We start from the raw sequence: 22,315 nt of genomic DNA, 5'->3' as shown, positions 1-22,315 counted from the left end.
TGACCACCACGCGCCCGCCCCGGGCGTTCTTGATCATGTTGTGGGCGTCCTCCCGCTTGCGGTTACTATGCAAGCTGCGTGCCCGTGTGTCTCTCTGACCGGGCCGATCGGCCGGACCCGCCCCGCGCGGTCCGGCGGAATCCAGGAATCAGCCACAAGGAGACCGAACCGTGAAGAGCGCCGTGGAGACCCTGAACCCGACCCGGGTTCGGCTCACTGTCGAGGTGCCCTTCGAGGAGCTCAAGGACAGCCTCGACGCGGCGTACAAGAAGATCAACCAGCAGGTCACGGTCAAGGGCTTCCGCAAGGGCAAGATCCCGGCTCGCGTGATCGACCAGCGGTTCGGCCGCGGCGCCGTGCTGGAGGAGGCCGTCAACGACGCGCTCCCGAAGTTCTACACCGAGGCCGTCAACGAGGCCGAGGTCAACCCGCTCGGCCAGCCCGAGGTCGACATCACCGAGCTGAAGGACGGCGAGCTGCTGGCCTTCACCGCCGAGGTCGACATCCGCCCGACGATCGAGATCCCGGACTACTCCGGCATCGAGGTCACCGTCGACGCGGTCGAGGTCACCGACGAGGACGTCGAGAAGTCCGTGGAGCAGCTCCGCGAGCGCTTCGCCTCGACCTCCCCGGTCGAGCGCGCCGCCCAGGACGGCGACGTCGTCACCATCGACCTGGAGGCCAAGGTCGACGGCGAGGTGCTGCCCGACGGCGTCGCGAGCGACGTCTCGTACACCATCGGCTCCGGCGAGCTGCTCGACGGCATCGACGAGGCCGTCAAGGGCCTGGAGGCCGGCGGCGAGGCCACCTTCACCTCGCAGCTGAAGGGCGGCTCCGCCGAGGGCAAGGACGCGGAGGTCACCGTCAAGGTCACCGCCGTCGCCGCCCGCGAGCTCCCCGAGCTCGACGACGAGTTCGCCCAGCTCGCCTCGGAGTTCGACACCCTCGACGAGCTCAAGGCCGACAGCCGCAAGCGCCTCGAGAACATGAAGCAGTTCGACCAGGCCACCCAGGCCCAGGAGCGCGTCCTCGACGAGCTCCTCAAGCTGGTCGAGGTCCCGATGCCCGAGAAGCTCCTCGAGGACGAGATCAACACCCGCAAGCACAACCTGGAGCACCACCAGCTCGGCCAGATGGGCCTCGACCTCGGCAAGTACCTGGAGATCCAGGGCAAGACCGAGGAGGAGTTCCTGGCCGAGACCAAGGAGCAGGCCGAGAAGGGCATCAAGACCCAGTTCATCCTCGACGAGCTGGTCAACCGGGAGAAGCTCGACGTCTCCCGCGAGGAGCTCACCGAGCACCTGTTCCGCCGTGCCGCCTCCTCCGGCATGAGCCCCGACCAGTTCGCCCAGGCCGTGGCCCAGGGCGGCCAGGTGCCGATGCTCGTCGGCGAGGTCGCCCGCGGCAAGGCCCTCGCGGTCGTCGTCGAGGCCGCCAAGGTCACCGACTCCAACGGCGAGGTCGTCGACCTCTCCGACGACGAGGACGAGGCCGCCGAGACCGCCGCCGAGGCGGCCGAGGGCGCCGAGGCCTCCGAGGACAAGTAGGTCCGGAAGCGGCGGGAGGCCGGTCCTCCTCGCCGCACCGCTCCGCGGGCCCGTGCGCACAGCCGTGCGCACGGGCCCGCGGACGTACCGGGACCCGTTCACGCGCCCCCAACTACCTTGCGCTCCCAGCGAACAGTTCGGGAACCGGGATGGCGTTGTCCCACCTGCGCGTTAGGGTCCATGAATACGAGGGCAGTGCCTTCTGAACGAGACGCAGTGCCTTCCGAACAAGACGCGGAGACGGCCCGGGGCCGTCGGAGACGAGCAGGTGGATACGTGACGAATCTGAAGCCTTACGCCGCGGGTGAGCCGTCCATCGGTGGCGGCCTCGGCGACCATGTCTACAACCGGCTGCTCGGCGAGCGCATCGTCTTCCTCGGCCAGCAGGTCGACGACGACATCGCCAACAAGATCACCGCCCAGATGCTCCTCCTGGCCGCCGAGCCGGACAAGGACATCTACCTCTACATCAACAGCCCCGGTGGCTCGGTGACGGCCGGCATGGCCGTCTACGACACCATGCAGTACATCCCGAACGACGTCGTCACCATCGGCATGGGCATGGCGGCCTCCATGGGCCAGTTCCTGCTGACCGGCGGCGCCCCCGGCAAGCGCTTCGCGCTGCCGAACACCGACATCCTGATGCACCAGGGCTCCGCCGGCATCGGCGGCACCGCCTCGGACATCAAGATCCAGGCCGAGTACCTCCTGCGCACCAAGAAGCGCATGGCCGAGATCACCGCGCACCACTCCGGGCAGACCGTCGAGGCGATCATCCGCGACGGCGACCGCGACCGCTGGTTCACCGCGGAGGAGGCCAAGGAGTACGGCCTCATCGACGAGATCATCTCCGCCGCCTCGGGCGTTCCGGGCGGTGGCGGCACGGGCGCCTGAGCCCCGCCGGACCGCTCAAGAGCCCCAGCCCACCGAACGCCACCAGGACGGTGAACACCCAGATGCAGAACAACCTCTCCGCGAGCGGCCTCTACACCGGCGCGCCGATGGACAACCGCTACATCGTGCCGCGCTTCGTGGAGCGCACCTCGCAGGGCGTGCGCGAGTACGACCCGTACGCGAAGCTCTTCGAGGAGCGCGTGATCTTCCTCGGCGTGCAGATCGACGACGCCTCCGCCAACGACGTCATGGCGCAGCTCCTGTGCCTGGAGTCGATGGACCCGGACCGCGACATCTCGATCTACATCAACAGCCCCGGCGGCTCCTTCACCGCGCTGACGGCGATCTACGACACGATGCAGTTCGTGAAGCCGGACATCCAGACGGTCTGCATGGGCCAGGCGGCCTCCGCCGCGGCCGTGCTGCTCGCCGCCGGCACCCCCGGCAAGCGGATGGCCCTGCCGAACGCCCGCGTGCTGATCCACCAGCCCTCCGGCGGCACCGGCCGCGAGCAGCTCTCCGACCTGGAGATCGCGGCCAACGAGATCCTGCGGATGCGCGGCCAGCTGGAGGACATGCTGGCCAAGCACTCCTCGACCCCGATCGAGAAGATCCGCGACGACATCGAGCGCGACAAGATCCTGACCGCCGAGGACGCCCTCGCGTACGGTCTGGTCGACCAGATCGTCTCGACCCGCAAGAGCGCGGCCGCCGCGGTCTGACGCCCGACCTTCCCCTGGCACGGTTCGCGTGGCCGAATCACGACCGTGCGAACCGTGCCAAGGGGGGCCCGAACGGGGGGCCCGGCAAGGTACCGTCGAATATGAGGCACCAGGAGCCGCCGAACCACGCGGCTCCCAGGCGAAGGGGAAGCACCTCGTGGCACGCATCGGTGATGGCGGCGACCTGCTCAAGTGCTCGTTCTGCGGAAAGAGCCAGAAGCAGGTGAAGAAGCTCATCGCGGGACCCGGTGTGTACATCTGCGACGAGTGCATCGACCTCTGCAACGAGATCATCGAGGAAGAACTCGCGGAGACGAGCGAGGTGCGCTGGGAGGAACTCCCCAAGCCCCGCGAGATCTACGAGTTCCTCGAGGGGTACGTCGTCGGGCAGGAGCCCGCGAAGAAGGCACTCTCGGTAGCGGTGTACAACCACTACAAGCGCGTCCAGGCCGGCGAGAACGGCGGCGCGCAGGGCCGTGACGACGCCATCGAACTGGCGAAGTCCAACATTCTGCTGCTCGGCCCCACGGGCTCCGGGAAGACGCTGCTCGCGCAGACCCTGGCCCGCATGCTCAACGTCCCGTTCGCCATCGCCGACGCGACGGCGCTCACGGAGGCCGGCTACGTCGGCGAGGACGTCGAGAACATCCTGCTCAAGCTGATCCAGGCGGCCGACTACGACGTCAAGAAGGCCGAGACCGGGATCATCTACATCGACGAGATCGACAAGGTCGCCCGCAAGAGCGAGAACCCGTCGATCACCCGGGACGTCTCCGGCGAGGGCGTGCAGCAGGCCCTCCTGAAGATCCTGGAGGGCACCACCGCCTCCGTACCGCCGCAGGGCGGCCGGAAGCACCCCCACCAGGAGTTCATCCAGATCGACACGACGAACGTGCTCTTCATCGTGGGCGGCGCCTTCGCCGGCCTGGAGAAGATCATCGAGTCGCGGGCGGGCGCCAAGGGCATCGGCTTCGGGGCGACCATCCGCTCCAAGCGCGAGATCGAGGCGAGCGACCAGTTCCAGGAGGTCATGCCGGAGGACCTGGTGAAGTTCGGGATGATCCCCGAGTTCATCGGCCGTCTCCCCGTCCTCACCTCCGTCCACAACCTGGACCGCGAGGCGCTCCTCCAGATCCTGGTCGAGCCGCGCAACGCGCTGGTGAAGCAGTACCAGCGCCTCTTCGAACTCGACGGCGTGGAGCTGGACTTCGACCGCCCGGCCCTGGAGGCCATCGCCGACCAGGCGATCCTCCGCGGCACCGGCGCGCGCGGCCTGCGCGCCATCATGGAGGAGGTCCTCCAGTCGGTGATGTACGAGGTCCCGTCCCGCAAGGACGTGGCCCGGGTCGTCATCACGGCCGACGTGGTCCGCGACAACGTCAACCCGACGCTGGTCCCGCGGATCGTGAAGAACGACGGCAGGCACGAGAAGTCGGCCTGACGCCGGACGGACGACGACGAGGGGGTCCCGCCCGAAGGCGGGACCCCCTCACGTGTGCGCGGGCCGTCCGGTCAGAGCTTGACGCGAACTTCCTTGCGGAGCTTGGCGGTGGTGGCGGCGGCCTCCTCGGCGGAGCCGCCCGCGCCGGTCATCATGGAGGCCATGTCGGCCGGGACCACGAAGCCCACGGTGCTGTGGTCGGCCCAGACGCACATGGTGATGGTGAACGCGGGCGCGCCCTTGGCGGCGTCGGCCTTCGTCTTGGCCTGCTGGCACTTCAGGACCGCGCCGTCGAGCTCCGCCGGCTCGTACTGCTGCGGGCTGCCCTCCAGCTGGGGCGTGCCGGCCTTGCCCGCGTCCTTGGCGGACTCGGCCTTGGCGGCGGCGAAGATGGTGTCGACGACCTTCTCGGGGTCCTCGATCTCGCCGTAGAGGCCGTTGAAGGAGAGGAACTTGCCCGCCAGCGGGTTCGCCTTGTTCTCCACCTTGTACGAGGCGCTGACCTGCTGGGCGTTCTTGACGCCGTTCTGCTGGGCCTCCTTGAGGGAGTCCTCCCCGCTCGACTTGCCGCCGGCGGCGTCCTTCTTGTACTCGGTGAGCACCGTGTCCGGGGTGATCAGCTTGTGCGGGCCGTCGTCCGCGACCGAGGAACCGCCGCCGCCGATCACGAAGTACGCGCCCACGGCGATCGCCGCGACCACGGCCACCGCGCCGACGATCCAGCCCGCCTTCGACTTCCTGGGGGCCGGCGGGGGCGGCGGGAAGCCGCCGGGGCCCTGGGGGCCGCCGTACGGGGGCTGCTGGCCGTAGGGCGGCTGCTGGCCGTACGGGCCGGGCTGCTGCGGGTGGCCGTAGGGAGGCTGCTGCGGCGGAACGCCCTGCGGGGCCTGCTGGGGGTATCCGTAGCCCGGCTGGGCGCCGTACGGCCCCGGCTGCTGCGGCTGCTGGCCGTAGGGGCCCGGCTGGCCGTAGGGCCCGGGCTGCTGGGGCGGCTGGCCGCCGTACGGGCCCGGCTGGTTGTAGCTCATGGACAGGTTCCCCTCACAGGATGTTTATGCCTGCCGGACATCCTGGCGGAACCCTCGGACAGCTGGTGCGGCAGGGGCCACACCGTTACCGAACCAAAGCGTTTCGGGACAGGGGCGCGACACCCCTAAACTGGCCCCGTGACCGAGAACACTCAGCAGCAGACAGCGCCCACCACCGAACTGCCGACCCAGTACGCGCCGGCCGAGGTAGAGGGGCCGCTGTACGAGCGCTGGGTGGAGCGGGGGTACTTCGAGGCGGACGCGAAGAGCGAGAAGCCGCCGTACACCGTCGTCATCCCGCCGCCGAACGTCACCGGATCGCTCCACCTGGGCCACGCCTTCGAGCACACGCTGATCGACGCCCTCACCCGCCGCAAGCGGATGCAGGGCTACGAGACGCTGTGGCAGCCGGGCATGGACCACGCCGGCATCGCCACCCAGAACGTCGTCGAGCGCGAGCTCGCCAAGGAGGGCAAGTCCCGCCACGACCTGGGCCGCGAGGCGTTCGTCGAGCGCGTCTGGCAGTGGAAGGCCGAGTCCGGCGGCCAGATCTCCGGCCAGATGAAGCGCCTGGGCGACGGCGTCGCCTGGTCCCGCGAGCGGTTCACCATGGACGAGGGCCTGTCCCAGGCCGTCCAGACCATCTTCAAGAAGCTCTACGACGACGAGCTGATCTACCGCGCCGAGCGCATCATCAACTGGTGTCCGCGCTGCCTGACGGCCATCTCGGACATCGAGGTCGAGTACCAGGACGACGACGGCGAGCTCGTCTCCATCCGGTACGGCTCCGGTGACGCGGAGATCGTCGTCGCCACCACCCGCGCCGAGACGATGCTCGGCGACACCGCCGTCGCCGTCCACCCGGACGACGAGCGCTACAAGCACCTCGTCGGCACCGAGATCGAGCTGCCGCTGACCGGCCGCCGCATCCCGGTCGTCGCCGACGAGCACGTCGACCCCGAGTTCGGCACCGGCGCCGTCAAGGTGACCCCGGCGCACGACCCGAACGACTTCGAGATCGGCCAGCGCCACGGCCTGCCGAACCTCGCCGTCATGGACGAGCGCGCGGTCATCACCGCCCACGGCCCCTTCCAGGGCCTGGACCGCCTGGAGGCCCGCTCCGCCATCGTCGCCGCGCTGCGCGCCGAGGGCCGGATCGTCGCCGAGAAGCGCCCGTACACCCACTCCGTCGGCCACTGCTCGCGCTGCAAGACCACCATCGAGCCGCGCCTGTCGATGCAGTGGTGGGTCAAGGTCGGCCCGCTCGCGAAGGCCGCCGGCGACGCGGTCCGCGACGGCAGGGTCGCGATCCACCCGCAGGAGATGGAGAAGCGGTACTTCGACTGGGTCGACAACCTGCACGACTGGTGCATCTCGCGCCAGCTCTGGTGGGGCCACCGCATCCCCGTCTGGTACGGCCCGAACGGCGAGGTCGTCTGCGTCGGACCCGACGAGCAGCCGCCGTCCGGCGAGGGCTGGCACCAGGACACCGACGTCCTCGACACCTGGTTCTCCTCCGGCCTGTGGCCGTTCTCCACGCTCGGCTGGCCGGAGCGGACCGAGAGCCTGGAGAAGTTCTATCCGAACTCCGTCCTGGTCACCGGCTACGACATCCTCTTCTTCTGGGTCGCCCGGATGATGATGTTCGGTCTGTACGCGATGGACGGCACCCCGCCGTTCCACACCATCGCCCTGCACGGCATGGTCCGTGACCAGAACGGCAAGAAGATGTCGAAGTCCTTCGGCAACGTGGTCAACCCGCTGGACTGGATGGACGAGTACGGCTCCGACGCCGTCCGCTTCACCCTGGCCAACGGCGCCAACCCGGGCGTCGACGTCCCGATCGGCGAGGACTGGGTCAAGGCGTCCCGGAACTTCGCCAACAAGATCTGGAACGCGACCCGCTTCGCGCTCATGAACGGCGCGACGATCGAGGGCGAACTGCCCCCGGCCGAGCGGCTGTCCGCCACCGACCGCTGGATCCTGTCCCGCCTCAACGCGACGGTCGCGCAGGTCGACGCGTACTACGAGGACTACCAGTTCGCGAAGCTCAGCGACGCGCTCTACCACTTCGCGTGGGACGAGGTCTTCGACTGGTACGTCGAGCTGTCGAAGACGACGTTCTTCGCGGGCGGCGAGCAGGCCGAGGTCTCCGGCCGGGTCCTGGGCGAGGTCCTCGACGTCATGCTGCGGCTGCTGCACCCGATCGTCCCGTTCGTCACCGAGGCCCTGTGGACCACGCTGACCGGGCGCGAGTCCGTCGTGATCGCCGACTGGCCGGAGGACTCGGGCTTCCGGGACCCGGCCGCCGAGGCGGAGATCGAGAACCTCCAGCAGGTCGTCACCGAGGTCCGCCGCTTCCGCGCCGACCAGGGCCTCCAGCCCGGCCAGAAGGTCCCGGCCCGTCTGGAGCTCGGCGGCACCGCGCTCGCCGCGCACGAGGCCGCGATCCGTCAGCTGCTGCGCCTCCAGCCGGAGGGCGAGGGCTTCTCCGCCACCGCCTCCCTGCCGGTCGCCGGGGCGACCGTCGCGCTCGACCTGTCGGGCACGATCGACGTGGAGGCGGAGCGCAAGCGCCTCACGAAGGACCTCGCGGCGGCCGAGAAGGAGAAGGCCCAGGCGAACGGCAAGCTCGGCAACGAGGCGTTCCTGGCGAAGGCGCCGGACAACGTGGTCGAGAAGATCCGCACCCGCCTCGCCAAGGCGGACGAGGACATCGCCCGCATCCAGGCCCAGCTGGCGAACCTGCCGCAGGCCTAGTTCCGCGAGTCGTTCACGGAGGGGCCCGGAACCGAGCAGTCGGTTCCGGGCCCCTCCGCGTCCGCCAGTGGTTCAGACGTTCATTTCGGGCGAAGTGTCCGACTTCACGACGGGCGGGGTCCGGGACCCTGGATGATGGAAGGCATGCTCCGTCTCCCCGCCGTCCCCGCGCCGCGCCGTCGCGCGGACCGGTGGACGGGCTCGCCCCGCGCCCTCGACGCGGTCGCCGCGCTCGGCGCCTTCGGCCTGATGCTCCTGGACGTGCCGGGGCTCGCCCGCGAGGACAACTCCCTCACCGGCGTCACCGCGAGCCTGGCCCTGGCGGCCGGGGCGGCCACCCTGCTCCTCCGGCGCCGGCTGCCGTGGGTCCCGTACCTGGTGGCGCTCGCCCTGATGGGCTGGCTGCACGAGCTCACCATGATCCAGTTCGCGCTGTACTCGCTCGGCCGCTTCCGGGGCCGGCGGGCCGCCGTCGCCGCGACCGCGCTGTACATGGGCGTCGCGTACGCCTTCTTCCAGACGCCCGGCCGGCCCCTGCACGGCTACACCCTGAGCGACTTCCTGAGCGTCGTCGTCCCGATCGGGGTCCTCGCGGCGGGCGTCGGCGTCGCCGCGTACCGCCAGGACCTCGTCCGCGCCCTGGAGACCGAGCGGCGCGAGGCCGCCGCCCGGCAGGCCGTCCAGGAGGAGCGGATCTCCGTCGGCCGGGACGTCCACGACCTGGTCGGCCGCGAGCTCACCGTCCTCGCGGTACGGGCCGAGGTCCTCGCCGCGCGGGCCCGGGGCGGCACCCACCAGCAGGACTTCGAGGAGCTCGCGGACACCGCGCGGCGCGCCCACCTGATGCTCAACGAGACGATCGTGCGGCGCGCCGACCGGGACCCGGCCACCTCCGGCCTCGACGGGCTCGCCGCCCTCGTCCGGGAGAGCGGGCGGATGGGCGGCTCCGTGGAGCTGGCCGTCGCCGAGGAGGCGAAGGCGCTGTCGCCGCTCCGGCAGACGGCCGTCCACCGGGTCGTCCGGGAGTGCCTGACGAACGCGGCCAAGCACGCCCCCTGCCTGCCCGTGACGGTCACGATCGCGCTGGAGGGGACCGATCTGCGGATCGGGGTGCGCAACCCGCTGCCGGACGCGCCGCCGGAACGGGTCCCCGTCTCGACCGGCACCGGCCTGCTCTCCATGGAGGAACGGGTCACCAGCATGGGCGGCACGCTGACGGCGGGACCGGAGGCGGGGGAGTACGTGGTGCGGGCGACGCTTCCGGCGGGGTTGTCGCCCTAGTCGACCTCCGCAGCTCCGTCGGCCTTTCGCGGCGAGCCCCTCCCACCTGCCCGGAGCTCGACGGCAGGTCCGTAAAACGACTTTCGCGGCTCTCCGTAGACTGGCCCCGTGAGTGACCACCGCGACCCGTCCGAAACGCCCGGCGACCCGTCCGGCGCCCCCGACGCCTTCGACGAGATCGTCGACAACGAGACCACCCGCGATCCCGACCTGGCGGTGATCGAGGCCGGCAGCCGCACCCTGCGCGCCCAGGCCGGACCGCCCCAGGGCGACCCCGTGCCGAGCCGCCCCGAGGACCCGGAGCTGGACGCGGCGCTGCGCGAGGTCGAGACCGAGCTGTCCACCCGCTGGGGCGAGACCAAGCTGGAGCCCTCGGTCACCCGGATCGCGGCCCTGATGGACGTCCTGGGCGAGCCGCAGCGCGCGTACCCCACCATCCACATCACCGGCACCAACGGCAAGACGTCGACGGCCCGCATGGTCGAGGCCCTGCTCGGCGCCTTCGACCTGCGCACCGGCCGGTACACCTCGCCGCACGTGCAGACCATCACCGAGCGCATCAGCCTCGACGGCGCCCCGATCTCCGCCGAGCGGTTCGTCGAGACGTACCGGGACGTCGCGCCGTACGTGGAGCTCGTCGACGCCCGCGAGGAGTACCGGCTCTCCTTCTTCGAGGTCCTCACCGGAATGGCGTACGCGGCCTTCGCCGACGCCCCGGTCGACGTGGCCGTGATCGAGGTCGGGATGGGCGGCACCTGGGACGCCACGAACGTCATCGACGCCTCCGTCGCCGTCGTCACCCCCATCGACCTCGACCACACCGACCGGCTGGGGGAGACGCCCGCCGAGATCGCGGCCGAGAAGTCCGGGATCATCAAGCCGGGCGCGACCGTCGTCCTGGCCCAGCAGCCGGTCGACGCGGCCCAGGTCCTCCTGAAGAAGGCCGTCGAGGCGGACGCCACCGTGGCCCGCGAGGGCATGGAGTTCGGCGTCGCCTCCCGCGAGGTCGCGGTCGGCGGCCAGCTCCTCACCCTGCGCGGCCTCGGCGGCGAGTACGACGAGATCTTCCTGCCGCTGCACGGCGCCTACCAGGCGCACAACGCGGCCGTGGCGCTCGCGGCCGTCGAGGCCTTCTTCGGCATCGGCGCGCAGCACGCCCGCACCCTCGACGTGGACACGGTCCGCCGGGCGTTCGCCCGGGTGGCCTCGCCCGGCCGCCTGGAGATCGTCCGCTCCTCCCCGACGGTCGTCCTGGACGCCGCGCACAACCCGCACGGCGCGCGGGCGACCGCCGAGGGCATCAGCGAGGCCTTCGGCTTCTCCCGGCTCGTCGGCGTGGTCGCCACCAGCGCCGACAAGGACGCCAGGGGGGTCCTGGAGGCCTTCGAGCCGATCCTCGCGGAGGTCGTGGTCACCACGAACTCCAACCCCCGCTCCACCGACGTGGACGCGCTCGCCGCGCTCGCGGTCGAGGTCTTCGGCGAGGACCGGGTCGTCGTCGAGCCGCGGCTGCCCGACGCCATCGAGGCGGCGATCACCCTCGCGGAGGAAGAGGCCGAGTACGGCGGCGCGGGCGTCCTCGTGACCGGTTCGATCTTCACGGTCGGCGACGCCCGGCTGCTGCTCCGGAGGGGCTGAATCCCATGCGCACGCTCTGTTCCTCGACGCTCATCGGCGAGTTCTTCGTCATCGGCTTCGCCGGCCTCGTCGCCATGAAGGACGACACGCTGACGACGTCCACCGTCTGGTGGGTCTGCGGGATCGGGATGGTCTTCTCGGTCCTGCTCTGCGGGGTGGTCACCCGGCCCGGCGGCGTACAGCTCGGCTGGGCGCTCCAGCTCGGCCTGATCGCCAGCGGCTTCTTCGTCCCGGTCATGTTCTTCCTCGGGGCTGCCTTCGCCGCCCTGTGGTGGGCCTCGGTGCACTACGGGCGGAAGGTCGACGAGGTCAAGGCCCGCTGGGCCGCCCAGGCCGCCCAGGGCCCGGCAGAGCCTGACGCTGCGTAATCGGGGCACGTGCGGGCCCTGTAGCCTCGGAGGCCCGCACACCGCTTTTCCCGAAGGAGTTCCCCCGTGAGCCAGCGCACGCTCGTCCTGCTCAAGCCCGACGCCGTCCGCCGCGGCCTGGTCGGCGAGATCATCGGCCGCATCGAGCGCAAGGCCGGCTGGACGCTCGCGGCCCTGGAGCTGCGCGAGCTGGACCAGGAGACGCTGGAGCAGCACTACGGCGAGCACAAGGGCAAGCCCTTCTACGAGCCGCTGATGGGCTTCATGGCCTCCGGCCCCGTCGTCGCGCTCGTCGTCGAGGGCGAGCGGGTCGTCGAGGGCGTCCGGCAGCTCGCCGGCCCGACCGACCCGATCGCCGCCGCGCCGGGTTCCGTCCGGGGCGACTTCGGCACCATCGTCCGTGAGAACCTGATCCACGCCTCGGACTCCGAGGAGTCGGCGCTCCGCGAGCTGAAGCTCTTCTTCCCGGGCCTCGCCTGATCCGTACTCCGTCTGCTCCGGGTCCCGCCTGATCCGGTGTCAGCCGAACGCACCAGCGCGGTGGGGCGACCGAAGGAATTTCGGTCGCCCCCAGGCATATGAACGACAATCCCGGGAACGGATCGCCGCATCCTGCCGTCACCTGTACAGAGGTGGACCACCGCGCGGCATCCGGGCGGGCAGCACTACGATGGAAAACTCCACGCCGCACCACTCTCAGCCATGGGAAATCAAGGGGAACTCAATGTCGTTCATCGGCCGTGACATGGCTGTCGACCTCGGGACCGCCAACACGCTGGTGTACGTCAGGGGTCGAGGCATCGTTCTGAACGAGCCGTCCGTCGTCGCCATCAACACCAACACCGGCGGCATCCTCGCGGTCGGCGCCGAGGCGAAGAAGATGATCGGCCGGACCCCCGGCAACATCGTCGCCGTGCGCCCGCTCAAGGACGGCGTGATCGCCGACTTCGAGATCACCGAGCGGATGCTCCGCTACTTCATCCTCAAGATCCACAAGCGCCGCTACCTGGCCCGCCCCCGGGTCGTCGTCTGCGTGCCCTCCGGCATCACCGGAGTGGAGCGCCGCGCCGTCATCGAGGCCTCGACCCAGGCCGGCGCCCGCCAGGTGCACATCATCGAGGAGCCCATGGCGGCGGCCATCGGCTCGGGCCTCCCCGTCCACGAGGCCACCGGCAACATGGTCGTCGACATCGGCGGCGGCACCACCGAGGTCGCCGTCATCTCCCTCGGCGGAATCGTCACGGCACAGTCCATCCGGGTCGCCGGCGACGAGCTGGACAACGCGATCATCCAGCACATCAAGAAGGAGTACTCGCTCCTCCTCGGCGAGCGCACGGCCGAACAGATCAAGATCACCATCGGCTCCGCCTACGACCTGGAGAAGGACGAGCACACCGAGATCCGCGGCCGCGACCTCGTCTCCGGTCTGCCCAAGACCGTGGTCATCTCCGCCGCCGAGGTCCGCAAGGCCATCGAGGAGCCGGTCAACGCGATCGTCGACGCGGTGAAGACCACCCTCGACAAGTGCCCGCCGGAGCTCTCCGGTGACGTCATGGACCGCGGCATCGTTCTCACCGGTGGCGGCGCCCTGCTGCGCGGCCTCGACGAGCGGCTCCGCCGCGAGACCGGCATGCCGATCCACATCGCCGAGGACCCGCTGGACTCGGTGGCGCTCGGCTCCGGCAAGTGCGTGGAGGAGTTCGAGGCCCTCCAGCAGGTCCTCGACGCGCAGCCGCGCCGCTAGCACCGCGGACCGGGCCGGTGCGGTAGAACTACCGCACCGACCCCCCGCACACCCACTCGCACCACGCACAACGGAACAGACGAACCACGAGGAAAGGCACGGCCGCCGCACGTGAGGGACACACGAGAGAGCCGGCTGCTCCTGGTACTGCTGATCGCCATCGCGTTCGCGCTGATCACGGTGGACATCCGCGGCGGCCAGGAGTCACCCGTCGACGGTGCCCGGCGGGCCGCGGCGGCGGTCTTCGGGCCGGTCGAGAACGGTGTGGCCGCCGCCGTCGACCCCGTCGGCAACGCCATAGGGGCGGTACGGGACTCCGGCGAGCGGCACACCCGGATCGCCGCCCTGGAGAAGGAGAACGCCGAGCTCAAGGCGAAGCTCGGCAGCGACGACCGCAACCGCAACCGGCTGAACGAGCTCGACACCCTGCTCAAGACCGCCGGAGCCGGCCAGTACGGCATCAAGGGCGCCCAGGTCATCGCCATAGGAGCGGCCCAGGGCTTCTCCTGGACCGTCACCATCGACGTCGGCGCCCGCGACGGCATCCAGCGGGACATGACGGTGCTCAACGGCTCCGGACTCGTCGGCCGCGTCACCACCGTCGGCCCCTCCACCTCCACCGTCCTCCTCGCCAACGACCCCGACTTCACCGTCGGCACCCGCATGGAGAAGAGCGACGAACTCGGCTTCGCCACCGGCCAGGGCGACAGCCCGCTGCGCGTCCAGCTCCTCAACGGCAAGGCCAAGGTGAAGGCCGGCGACCGGCTCGTCACCTTCGGCTCGCGCGCCGACAAGCCCTTCGTGCCCGGCGTCCCGGTCGGCGAGATCGTCCGCGTCGACCCGGCGGGCGGCGGCCTGACCCGCAACGTCTACGTCCGCCCGTACGTCGGCTTCACCAAGCTCGACATCGTCGGCGTCGTCGTCCAGGCCCCGCGCTCCGACCCGCGCGACGCCGTCCTGCCGCAGAAGCCCAAGCCGGCGCCGACCGTCACCGTCACCGTCACGCCGAAACCGACGGGCAGCGGACAGCCGGAAGAGGCACAGAACCAGGACCAGAACCAGACCGGCCGGGACCAGGGCCGGGACCAGGGGGACGCGACACCGTGAAGATCAACCGCATCCTCCTCTCCGCCGCCCTGATCGTGGTGGCCCTGGTCGTCCAGGTCTCCGTGCTCGCCCGCCTCCAGCTCCCCGGCGCCGTCCCCGACCTCGTGCTCCTCACCGTCGTCGGCCTCGCCCTCGTCTACGGACACGTCAGCGGCGCCCTCATCGGCTTCACCGCCGGCCTCCTCGCCGACCTCGCCCCGCCCGCCGACCACGCCGCCGGCCGCTACGCCCTCGTGCTCTGCCTCGTCGGCTACCTCGTCGGCCTGGCCCGCCCGGAGAACGGCCGGCTCACCTCCGCGACCGGCCCCATGGCCGTCGTGGTCGCCGCGGCCGTCGGCTCCACGCTCCTCTACGCGGGCGTCGGCGCCCTCGTCGGCGACACCGCCGCCCGCCACGTCGGCCTGGTCTCCCTGCTGTTCACCGCGGCCCTGTACGACCTGCTCCTCGCGCCCTTCACGGTGCCGCTCATCATGGCCCTGGCCCGCCGGGCCGAGAACGATCCGCTCGCCGACGCCGGCGGGGGCGCCGGAACCGACGTCGCCTCCGGCTGGCTCTCCTCCGGCACCGGCCTCAGGATCGGCGCCCAGCGCGGCGGACTGCGCGTGAAGGCGGCGAGGAACCGGGCCTCACGGGCCGGACGCATCAAGGGAGTCAAGCGACTGTGACCGAGGGGGCAACGGCAGCATGAGCAACATCCCCGAGACCGGCCGGACCCCCCGGGTCCAGATCCGGCTCGTCGTCATCCAGATCCTCGTCTTCTCCCTGCTCCTCACCCTGGGGGGCCGGCTCTGGTACCTCCAGATCCGCAACGGCAAGGAGTACACGGACGAGGCCAAGAACAACCACGTCCAGCAGGTCGTCCAGCCCGCCGTCCGCGGCTCCCTCCTCGACGCCCGGGGCGTCCCGCTCGCCGACAACGAGACCCGGCTCGTGGTCTCCGCCTCGCGCACCGAGCTGATGAAGATGAAGGACAAGGGCAGGACCGTCCTCACCCGGCTCGCCGGCGTCCTCGACATGAAGCCCGAGGACGTCGTCAACAAGGTCCGGCTCTGCGACTCCAAGACGCCCAAGCCCTGCTGGAACGGCTCGCCCTACCAGCCGATCCCCGTCACCGACGAGGCCACCACCCAGCAGGCCCTCCAGATCCGCGAGCGCGCCGAGGACTTCCCCGGCATCACCGCCGAGCCCACCGCCGTCCGCCGCTACCCGGCCCCCGGCAAGGCCCGCACCTCCCAGGTGCTCGGCTACCTCTCGCCCGTCACCGACGCCGAGATCGAGAAGGCCAAGGACACCGACTCGCCGTTCCTCCGCTCCGACCAGGTCGGCCGCTCCGGCCTGGAGCGCACCTACGACAAGGAGCTGCGCGGCAAGGCCGGCGTCACCCGCTACGAGGTCGACAACCTCGGCCGCGTCATCGGCCAGGCCGAGAACGACCCGCCGATCCCCGGCTCCAACGTCGTCACCTCCATCGACGCCCGCGTCCAGGCGGTCGCCGAGTGGGAGCTGCACAACGCGATGGTCGAGGCCCGCAAGACCTTCGACAAGAACACCAACGAGAACTACAAGGCCGACGCCGGCGCCGTCGTCGTCATGGAGAACAAGACCGGCCGGATCGTCGCCATGGCCTCCCAGCCCGACTACGACCCCAACGCCTGGGTCGGCGGCATCTCCGCCAAGGACTACGCGGCCCTCACCGGCAAGAACTCCAACTTCCCGCTCCTCAACCGGGCCATCCAGGGCCAGGCCGCCCCCGGCTCCATCTTCAAGGTCATCCCGACCACCGCCGCCGTCAACGCCGGATACGACTTCAACGGGCGCTACCCCTGCCCCTCCTCGTACTCCATCGGCAACCAGGTCTTCAAGAACTTCGAGTCCCAGGGCCACGGCTCCATCACCCTCGGCCAGGCCCTCGAAGTCTCCTGCGACACCGTCTACTACGCCCTCTCCCACCAGCAGTGGCAGAAGGACGGCGGCATGAAGCCGAAGAAGAACGCCAACGACTGGTTCTACAAGACCGCCCACCAGTTCGGCCTCGGCGCCGAGACCGGCATCGACCTCCCCAACGAGGTCACCGGCCGCGTCCCCGACCGCAAGTGGAAGCAGGACTTCTGGGCGGCCAACAAGGACTACTGGTGCAAGATCGGCAAGAAGGGCGGCTCCTACGTCCAGCAGCTCTCCTACGAGAACTGCCTCGAAGGCAACCTGATGCGCGCCGGTGACTCCGTCAACTACTCCATCGGCCAGGGCGACACCCTCGTCACCCCCATCCAGATGGTCACCATCTACGCCGCCATCGCCAACGGCGGCACCCTCTGGAACCCCACCGTCGGCAAGGCGATCGTCAGCCCCGACGGCAAGAAGGTCACCGAGATCGAGCCCAAGTCCCACGGCAGGCTCCCCATGGACGCCAAGACGCAGGCCTTGATAGAGGACGCCCTCGCGGGAGTCGCCACCCGCGGCACCGCCGCCTGGAGGTTCGGCGGCTGGCCGCAGGACAGGATCCCGATGCACGCCAAGACGGGCACCGCCGAGGTCTACGGCAAGCAGACGACCTCCTGGTTCGCCACGTACACCAAGGACTACTCGATCGTCATGACGATCGCCCAGGGCGGTACGGGCTCCGGCGCCTCCGGCCCCGCCGTGCGCAACATCTACGACGCGATGTACGGACTCGACGACGCCGGCAACCAGGACCTCAAGCGGGCCCTGCTGCCGCAGCCGCAGAAGGACCTCCCGAAGATCCAGGCCGACGGCTCCATCGACGCGCCGAAGGTCAAGCCGTACGACCCCGAGGTCGGGAAGATCGACCCGAACGCGCCCCCGAAGACCCCGGACGGGACGCAGCCCGATCCGGACCGGGCCGATCCGACGCAGCCGGACCAGCAGGAACTCGCGGGCCCGCCCGCCGCCTGGCGGAGGGACTGACCCGATGAGCACACCCCACGGCTTCTCCGTCTCGCGCTACGCCCCCGAACGCGGCACCCTCGCCCGGCTCACCGCCCGCGACTCCGTGCTGCGCAGGCTCGACTGGCCGATGCTCCTGTCGGCCCTCGCGCTCTCCTTCATCGGGTCGCTGCTCGTGTGGTCCGCCACCCGCAACCGCACCGAGCTCAACCAGGGCGACCCGTACTACTTCCTCTTCCGGCACCTCCTCAACACCGGCATCGGCCTCGCCCTGATGGTCGGCACGGTCTGGCTCGGCCACCGCACCCTGCGCGGCGCGGTCCCGGTCCTCTACGGCATCTCCATCGTGCTGATCCTCGCCGTCCTCACCCCGCTCGGCGCCACCATCAACGGCGCCCACGCGTGGATCGTGATCGGCGGCGGCTTCTCGCTCCAGCCCAGCGAGTTCGTGAAGATCACGATCATCCTGATCATGGCGATGCTGCTGGCCGCCAAGGTCGACGCCGGCGACCAGCTCCACCCCGACCACCGCACGGTCGCCAAGGCCCTGGTCCTGGCCGCGCTCCCGATGGGCATCGTCATGCTGATGCCCGACCTCGGCTCGGTCATGGTGATGGCCGTCATCGTCCTCGGCGTGCTGCTCGCCTCCGGGGCGTCCAACCGCTGGGTCCTCGGCCTGATCGGCACGGGCGTCCTCGGCGCGGTCCTCGTCACCGCCCTCGGCATGCTCGACGAGTACCAGATCAACCGCTTCGCGGCCTTCGCCAACCCCGACCTCGACCCGGCCGGCGTCGGCTACAACACCAACCAGGCCCGCATCGCCATCGGTTCCGGCGGCCTCCTCGGCTCCGGACTCTTCAAGGGCTCCCAGACCACCGGCCAGTTCGTGCCCGAACAGCAGACCGACTTCGTGTTCACGGTGGCGGGGGAGGAGCTGGGCTTCGTCGGCGCCGGCCTCATCCTCGTCCTGCTCGGGATCGTCCTCTGGCGGGCCTGCCGGATCGCCCGCGAGACCACCGAGCTGTACGGCACGGTCGTCGCCGCCGGCATCATCGCCTGGTTCGCCTTCCAGTCCTTCGAGAACATCGGCATGACCCTCGGCATCATGCCGGTCGCGGGCCTGCCGTTGCCGTTCGTCTCGTACGGCGGCTCGTCGATGTTCGCGGTGTGGGTGGCGATCGGACTCCTCCAGTCGATCCGCGTCCAGCGCCCGATGACGGCCTGAGCCCGGACCGGTCCGAAACCGGCCTTTCCGCCCGTCCGGCCGAGTAAGCGGGCCCGCGGGCGGTTAGACGAGGGGTATGGCCGAGACGAAGCGCGAGATCGAGCGGAAGTACGAAGCCACGGCGGGAGCCGACGTCCCGGACCTCACCCGGGTCCGGGACGTCGCCACCGTCGTCGACGAGGGCGTCGTGGAACTCGACGCCGTCTACCACGACACCCCCGACCTCCGCCTGGCCGCCGACTCGATCACCCTGCGCCGCCGCACCGGCGGCCCGGACGCCGGCTGGCACCTGAAGTTCCCCGTCGCCGCCGGCGTCCGCGACGAGATCAGGGCCCCGCTCTCCGACACCCTCCCCGCCGACCTCGCGGCCCTCCTGCGCTCCCGCGTCCGCGGCGGCGAGGTCGTCCCCGTCGTCCGCCTCCGCTCCGCCCGCGACGTCCGCCGCCTCCTCGACGCCGACGACGGCCTCCTCGCCGAACTCTCCGTCGACACCGTCCGCGCCCGGCGCCTGCCCCGGGGCCCCCGGGCCTCCTGGACCGAGATCGAGGTCGAGGCCGCCGACGACGCGGACCCCGCCGTCCTCGACGCCGTCGAGAAGCGCCTGCGGAAGGCCGGCGTCCGACCCTCCCGCGCCCCCTCCAAACTGGCCAGGGCCCTCGCGGAGACCGCCCCGGACGACCATGGCCACGACGACCGCCCCGACGCCCCGCCGCCCGCCGCGCCCGGCACCGCCGGAGCCGCCGTCCTCGCCTACGTACGGAAGCAGGCCGAGGCGATCGTCGCGCTCGACCCGGCCGTCCGCCGCGACCTGCCCGACGCCGTGCACCAGCTCCGCGTCGCCTGCCGCCGCCTGCGCAGCGCCCTCAAGACGTACCGCTCCGTCCTCGACCGGAACGCCACCGACCCCCTCGGCGCCGAACTCAAGTGGCTCGCGGGCGAACTGGGCGCCGCCCGCGACCAGGAGGTGCTCGCCGAACGGCTGCGCGCCCGGCTCGGCGACGTGCCCCGGACCCTGCGCCGCGGCCCGGTGAAGGCCCGGCTGCGGGTCTGGGACACCGCCCGCACCGGCGACGCCCGCCGCAAGGCCGTCGCCGCCCTCGACTCCGACCGGTACCTCGCCCTGCTCGACCGGCTCGACGCCCTGCTCGCCGACCCGCCCCTGCGCGAGGCCGCCTCCCGCGACGCCGCGAAGGTCCTCGCCCGCGCCGTCCGCAAGGACCACGCCCGGCTCGCCGCCCGCGTCGACCACGCGCTCTCCCTCGCCCCCGGCCGTGAACGCGACCTCGCCCTCCACGAGGCCCGCAAGGCCGCCAAACGCGCCCGCTACGCCGCCGACGCGGCCCGCCCCACCCTCGGGAAGCCCGCGAAGAAGTTCTCCCGGCGGGTGAAGAAGGTGCAGTCCCTGCTCGGCGAGCACCAGGACAGCGTGGTCGCCCGCGCCACCCTCCGCGACCTCGCCGCCCGGGCCCACGCGGCCGGCGAGACCGCCTTCACCTGGGGACTCCTGTACGGCAGGGAGGAGGCGGCGGCGGACGCGGCCGAGCGCGGGCTGCCGGAGGCCTGGGCACGGGCCGTCCCCCTCTGAGCCCGGGGATTCCGGGGCGGCTCGGGGCCGCCGGGCACCGGGGTACGCTTGAGAGTCGCCCCCCTGCCCGCTCACGAAGGTTCGAGATGTCTGCTGCCGAGTCTGTCTTCCCGCAGCTCGAAGCCCTGCTCCCGCACGTGCAGAAGCCGATCCAGTACGTCGGCGGAGAGCTGAACTCCACGGTCAAGCCCTGGGACGAGTGCGACGTCCGCTGGGCGCTGATGTACCCGGACGCGTACGAGGTCGGCCTGCCCAACCAGGGCGTCATGATCCTCTACGAGGTGCTCAACGAACGCGAGGGCGTCCTCGCCGAGCGCACCTACAGCGTGTGGCCGGACCTCGAAGAGCTGATGCGCGAGCACGAGGTCCCGCAGTTCACGGTCGACAGCCACCGCCCCGTGGGCGCCTTCGACGTGTTCGGCCTGTCCTTCTCCACGGAGCTGGGCTACACCAACATGCTCACCGCGCTCGACCTCGCCGGCATCCCGCTGGAGGCGAAGGACCGGACCGTCGACCACCCCGTCGTGCTCGCCGGGGGCCACGCCGCCTTCAACCCCGAGCCGATCGCGGAGTTCATCGACGCGGCGGTCATCGGCGACGGCGAGCAGGCCGTCCTCGACATGACCGCGATCATCCGCGCCTGGAAGGCGGAGGGCAGGCCGGGCGGCCGCGAAGAGCTCCTCTTCCGCCTCGCGAGGACCGGCAACATCTACGTCCCGCGCTTCTACGACGTCGAGTACCTCCCGGACGGGCGCATCGGCCGCGTCGTGCCCAACCGGTCCGGCGTGCCGTGGCGGGTCTCCAAGCACACCGTCATGGACCTCGACGAGTGGCCCTACCCCAAGCAGCCCCTCGTCCCGCTCGCGGAGACCGTCCACGAGCGCATGTCCGTCGAGATCTTCCGCGGCTGCACCCGCGGCTGCCGCTTCTGCCAGGCCGGCATGATCACGCGCCCCGTGCGGGAGCGAAGCATCACCGGCATCGGCGAGATGGTCGAGAAGGGCCTCAAGGCGACGGGCTTCGAGGAGGTCGGCCTCCTCTCCCTCTCCTCCGCGGACCACACCGAGATCGGCGAGATCGCCAAGGGCCTCGCGGACCGCTACACCGAGGACAAGGTGGGCCTGTCCCTCCCCTCGACCCGCGTGGACGCCTTCAACGTCGACCTGGCCAACGAGCTGACCAGGAACGGACGCCGCTCCGGCCTCACCTTCGCCCCCGAGGGCGGCTCCGAGCGCATGCGCAAGGTCATCAACAAGATGGTCTCGGAGGAGGACCTGATCCGGACCGTCTCCACCGCGTACGGCAACGGCTGGCGCCAGGTGAAGCTGTACTTCATGTGCGGCCTGCCGACGGAGACCGACGAGGACGTCCTCCAGATCGCCGACATGGCGATGAACGTGATCGCCGAGGGCCGCAGGGTCTCCGGCCAGAACGACATCCGCTGCACGGTCTCCATCGGCGGCTTCGTGCCCAAGCCGCACACCCCCTTCCAGTGGGCTCCGCAGCTCTCGGCCGAGGAGACGGACGAGCGCCTGCGCAAGCTCCGCGACAAGATCCGCGGCGACAAGAAGTACGGGCGCTCGATCGGCTTCCGCTACCACGACGGCAAGCCCGGCATCGTCGAGGGCCTCCTCTCGCGCGGCGACCGCCGCATCGGCGCGGTCATCCGCGCGGTGTACGAGGACGGCGGCCGCTTCGACGGCTGGCGCGAGCACTTCTCGTACGACCGCTGGATGGCGTGCGCCGAGAAGACGCTGCCCGCGTACGGCGTGGACGTCGCCTGGTACACCACCCGCGAGCGCACCTACGAGGAGGTCCTGCCCTGGGACCACCTGGACTCCGGTCTCGACAAGGACTGGCTCTGGGAGGACTGGCAGGACGCCCTCGACGAGACCGAGGTCGAGGACTGCCGCTGGACGCCGTGCTTCGACTGCGGCGTGTGCCCCCAGATGGACACGCACATCCAGATCGGCCCCACCGGCAAGAAGCTGCTGCCGCTGACGGTCGTCAAGTAGGTCACCCGGGCGACGGCCCGGCGCGAGGGGTGAACCCTCCGCCGGGCCGTCGCGTC

The 22,315-nt window shown here is 70.8% G+C and carries 17 protein-coding genes; 16 read left to right on the top strand and 1 reads right to left on the bottom strand.

Going from position 1 to position 22,315, the window contains the following annotated elements; translation table 11 throughout:
• Positions 1 to 170 precede the first annotated feature (170 nt).
• From tig to clpX, 4 genes are all read left to right on the top strand, one after another.
• Positions 171 to 1,547 (top strand): trigger factor, encoded by a 1,377-nt coding sequence (gene tig / locus ACIQKA_RS09730; protein WP_383428782.1) that lies wholly within the window; start codon positions 171 to 173, stop codon positions 1,545 to 1,547.
• A 276-nt stretch (positions 1,548 to 1,823) separates the two neighbouring features.
• Positions 1,824 to 2,441, top strand: a complete 618-nt coding sequence (locus tag ACIQKA_RS09725; protein WP_376244655.1) for an ATP-dependent Clp protease proteolytic subunit — start codon at positions 1,824 to 1,826, stop codon at positions 2,439 to 2,441.
• Positions 2,442 to 2,503: 62 nt separating this feature from the next.
• Positions 2,504 to 3,163: an ATP-dependent Clp protease proteolytic subunit gene (locus tag ACIQKA_RS09720; RefSeq protein ID WP_366374679.1), complete on the top strand. Its 660-nt coding sequence runs from the start codon at positions 2,504 to 2,506 to the stop codon at positions 3,161 to 3,163.
• A gap of 157 nt (positions 3,164 to 3,320) precedes the next feature.
• Complete coding sequence (gene clpX / locus ACIQKA_RS09715; protein ID WP_030210686.1) at positions 3,321 to 4,604, top strand: ATP-dependent Clp protease ATP-binding subunit ClpX; 1,284 nt, start codon at positions 3,321 to 3,323, stop codon at positions 4,602 to 4,604.
• Positions 4,605 to 4,675: 71 nt separating this feature from the next.
• Here the strand turns inward: clpX and ACIQKA_RS09710 are convergent, their stop codons facing one another.
• Positions 4,676 to 5,632 carry a hypothetical protein gene (locus ACIQKA_RS09710; protein ID WP_383428780.1) on the bottom strand — a complete coding sequence of 319 codons (957 nt, stop codon included), beginning with the start codon at positions 5,630 to 5,632 and terminating at the stop codon, positions 4,676 to 4,678.
• Between the two features lie 138 nt (positions 5,633 to 5,770).
• Here ACIQKA_RS09710 and ACIQKA_RS09705 point away from each other — a divergent pair, with 138 nt between their 5' ends.
• The 12 genes from ACIQKA_RS09705 (at position 5,771) to ACIQKA_RS09650 (ending at position 22,259) form a co-directional block, all read left to right on the top strand.
• A complete protein-coding gene (locus ACIQKA_RS09705; RefSeq protein WP_390105620.1) occupies positions 5,771 to 8,392 on the top strand; it encodes a valine--tRNA ligase in 2,622 nt (873 codons plus the stop codon).
• Between the two features lie 144 nt (positions 8,393 to 8,536).
• Positions 8,537 to 9,673 (top strand): sensor histidine kinase, encoded by a 1,137-nt coding sequence (locus ACIQKA_RS09700; protein WP_402540563.1) that lies wholly within the window; start codon positions 8,537 to 8,539, stop codon positions 9,671 to 9,673.
• A gap of 108 nt (positions 9,674 to 9,781) precedes the next feature.
• A complete protein-coding gene (locus ACIQKA_RS09695; protein ID WP_383428776.1) occupies positions 9,782 to 11,311 on the top strand; it encodes a bifunctional folylpolyglutamate synthase/dihydrofolate synthase in 1,530 nt (509 codons plus the stop codon).
• A 5-nt stretch (positions 11,312 to 11,316) separates the two neighbouring features.
• Positions 11,317 to 11,679 (top strand): DUF4233 domain-containing protein, encoded by a 363-nt coding sequence (locus ACIQKA_RS09690; protein WP_383152459.1) that lies wholly within the window; start codon positions 11,317 to 11,319, stop codon positions 11,677 to 11,679.
• 66 nt (positions 11,680 to 11,745) lie between these two features.
• Positions 11,746 to 12,159 (top strand): nucleoside-diphosphate kinase, encoded by a 414-nt coding sequence (gene ndk / locus ACIQKA_RS09685; protein ID WP_383152458.1) that lies wholly within the window; start codon positions 11,746 to 11,748, stop codon positions 12,157 to 12,159.
• Between the two features lie 244 nt (positions 12,160 to 12,403).
• The gene (locus tag ACIQKA_RS09680) at positions 12,404 to 13,423 is read left to right on the top strand and encodes a rod shape-determining protein (protein WP_125656626.1); all 1,020 of its coding nucleotides are present in this window, start codon (positions 12,404 to 12,406) and stop codon (positions 13,421 to 13,423) included.
• A gap of 111 nt (positions 13,424 to 13,534) precedes the next feature.
• On the top strand, positions 13,535 to 14,530 hold the full coding sequence (gene mreC, locus ACIQKA_RS09675; RefSeq protein WP_383152457.1) for a rod shape-determining protein MreC: 996 nt from the start codon (positions 13,535 to 13,537) through the stop codon (positions 14,528 to 14,530).
• Positions 14,527 to 15,195: a rod shape-determining protein MreD gene (gene mreD / locus ACIQKA_RS09670; RefSeq protein WP_383152456.1), complete on the top strand. Its 669-nt coding sequence runs from the start codon at positions 14,527 to 14,529 to the stop codon at positions 15,193 to 15,195. Before mreC ends, mreD begins: the two co-directional genes overlap by 4 nt.
• Before the next feature lie 19 nt (positions 15,196 to 15,214).
• Positions 15,215 to 17,455 (top strand): penicillin-binding protein 2, encoded by a 2,241-nt coding sequence (mrdA, locus tag ACIQKA_RS09665; RefSeq protein WP_383152455.1) that lies wholly within the window; start codon positions 15,215 to 15,217, stop codon positions 17,453 to 17,455.
• 4 nt (positions 17,456 to 17,459) lie between these two features.
• Positions 17,460 to 18,659 (top strand): rod shape-determining protein RodA, encoded by a 1,200-nt coding sequence (gene rodA, locus ACIQKA_RS09660; RefSeq protein WP_383152454.1) that lies wholly within the window; start codon positions 17,460 to 17,462, stop codon positions 18,657 to 18,659.
• Positions 18,660 to 18,735: 76 nt separating this feature from the next.
• The gene (locus ACIQKA_RS09655) at positions 18,736 to 20,244 is read left to right on the top strand and encodes a CHAD domain-containing protein (RefSeq protein ID WP_402540562.1); all 1,509 of its coding nucleotides are present in this window, start codon (positions 18,736 to 18,738) and stop codon (positions 20,242 to 20,244) included.
• 86 nt (positions 20,245 to 20,330) lie between these two features.
• Positions 20,331 to 22,259, top strand: coding sequence for a TIGR03960 family B12-binding radical SAM protein (locus ACIQKA_RS09650; RefSeq protein ID WP_383152452.1), 1,929 nt, complete (start codon positions 20,331 to 20,333; stop codon positions 22,257 to 22,259).
• Positions 22,260 to 22,315: the final 56 nt, after the last annotated feature.

Source organism: Streptomyces sp. NPDC092045, assembly GCF_044756005.1.
In the GTDB taxonomy this organism is placed as follows: domain Bacteria; phylum Actinomycetota; class Actinomycetes; order Streptomycetales; family Streptomycetaceae; genus Streptomyces.
The sequence above is the reverse complement of the archived record's forward strand: the minus strand, read 5'-3'. Positions and strand labels throughout refer to the sequence as shown.

Bases quoted from the DNA above. Each gene is read 5' to 3' on its own strand.
- ACIQKA_RS09690 (WP_383152459.1), top strand. From the start codon at position 11,317: ATGCGCACGCTCTGTTCCTCGACGCTCATCGGCGAGTTCTTCGTCATC.
- ACIQKA_RS09700 (WP_402540563.1), top strand. From the start codon at position 8,537: ATGCTCCGTCTCCCCGCCGTCCCCGCGCCGCGCCGTCGCGCGGACCGG.
- mrdA (WP_383152455.1), top strand. From the start codon at position 15,215: ATGAGCAACATCCCCGAGACCGGCCGGACCCCCCGGGTCCAGATCCGG.
- ACIQKA_RS09680 (WP_125656626.1), top strand. From the start codon at position 12,404: ATGTCGTTCATCGGCCGTGACATGGCTGTCGACCTCGGGACCGCCAAC.
- ACIQKA_RS09655 (WP_402540562.1), top strand. From the start codon at position 18,736: ATGGCCGAGACGAAGCGCGAGATCGAGCGGAAGTACGAAGCCACGGCG.
- ACIQKA_RS09650 (WP_383152452.1), top strand. From the start codon at position 20,331: ATGTCTGCTGCCGAGTCTGTCTTCCCGCAGCTCGAAGCCCTGCTCCCG.
- rodA (WP_383152454.1), top strand. From the start codon at position 17,460: ATGAGCACACCCCACGGCTTCTCCGTCTCGCGCTACGCCCCCGAACGC.
- ACIQKA_RS09720 (WP_366374679.1), top strand. From the start codon at position 2,504: ATGCAGAACAACCTCTCCGCGAGCGGCCTCTACACCGGCGCGCCGATG.
- ACIQKA_RS09710 (WP_383428780.1), bottom strand. From the start codon at position 5,632: ATGAGCTACAACCAGCCGGGCCCGTACGGCGGCCAGCCGCCCCAGCAG.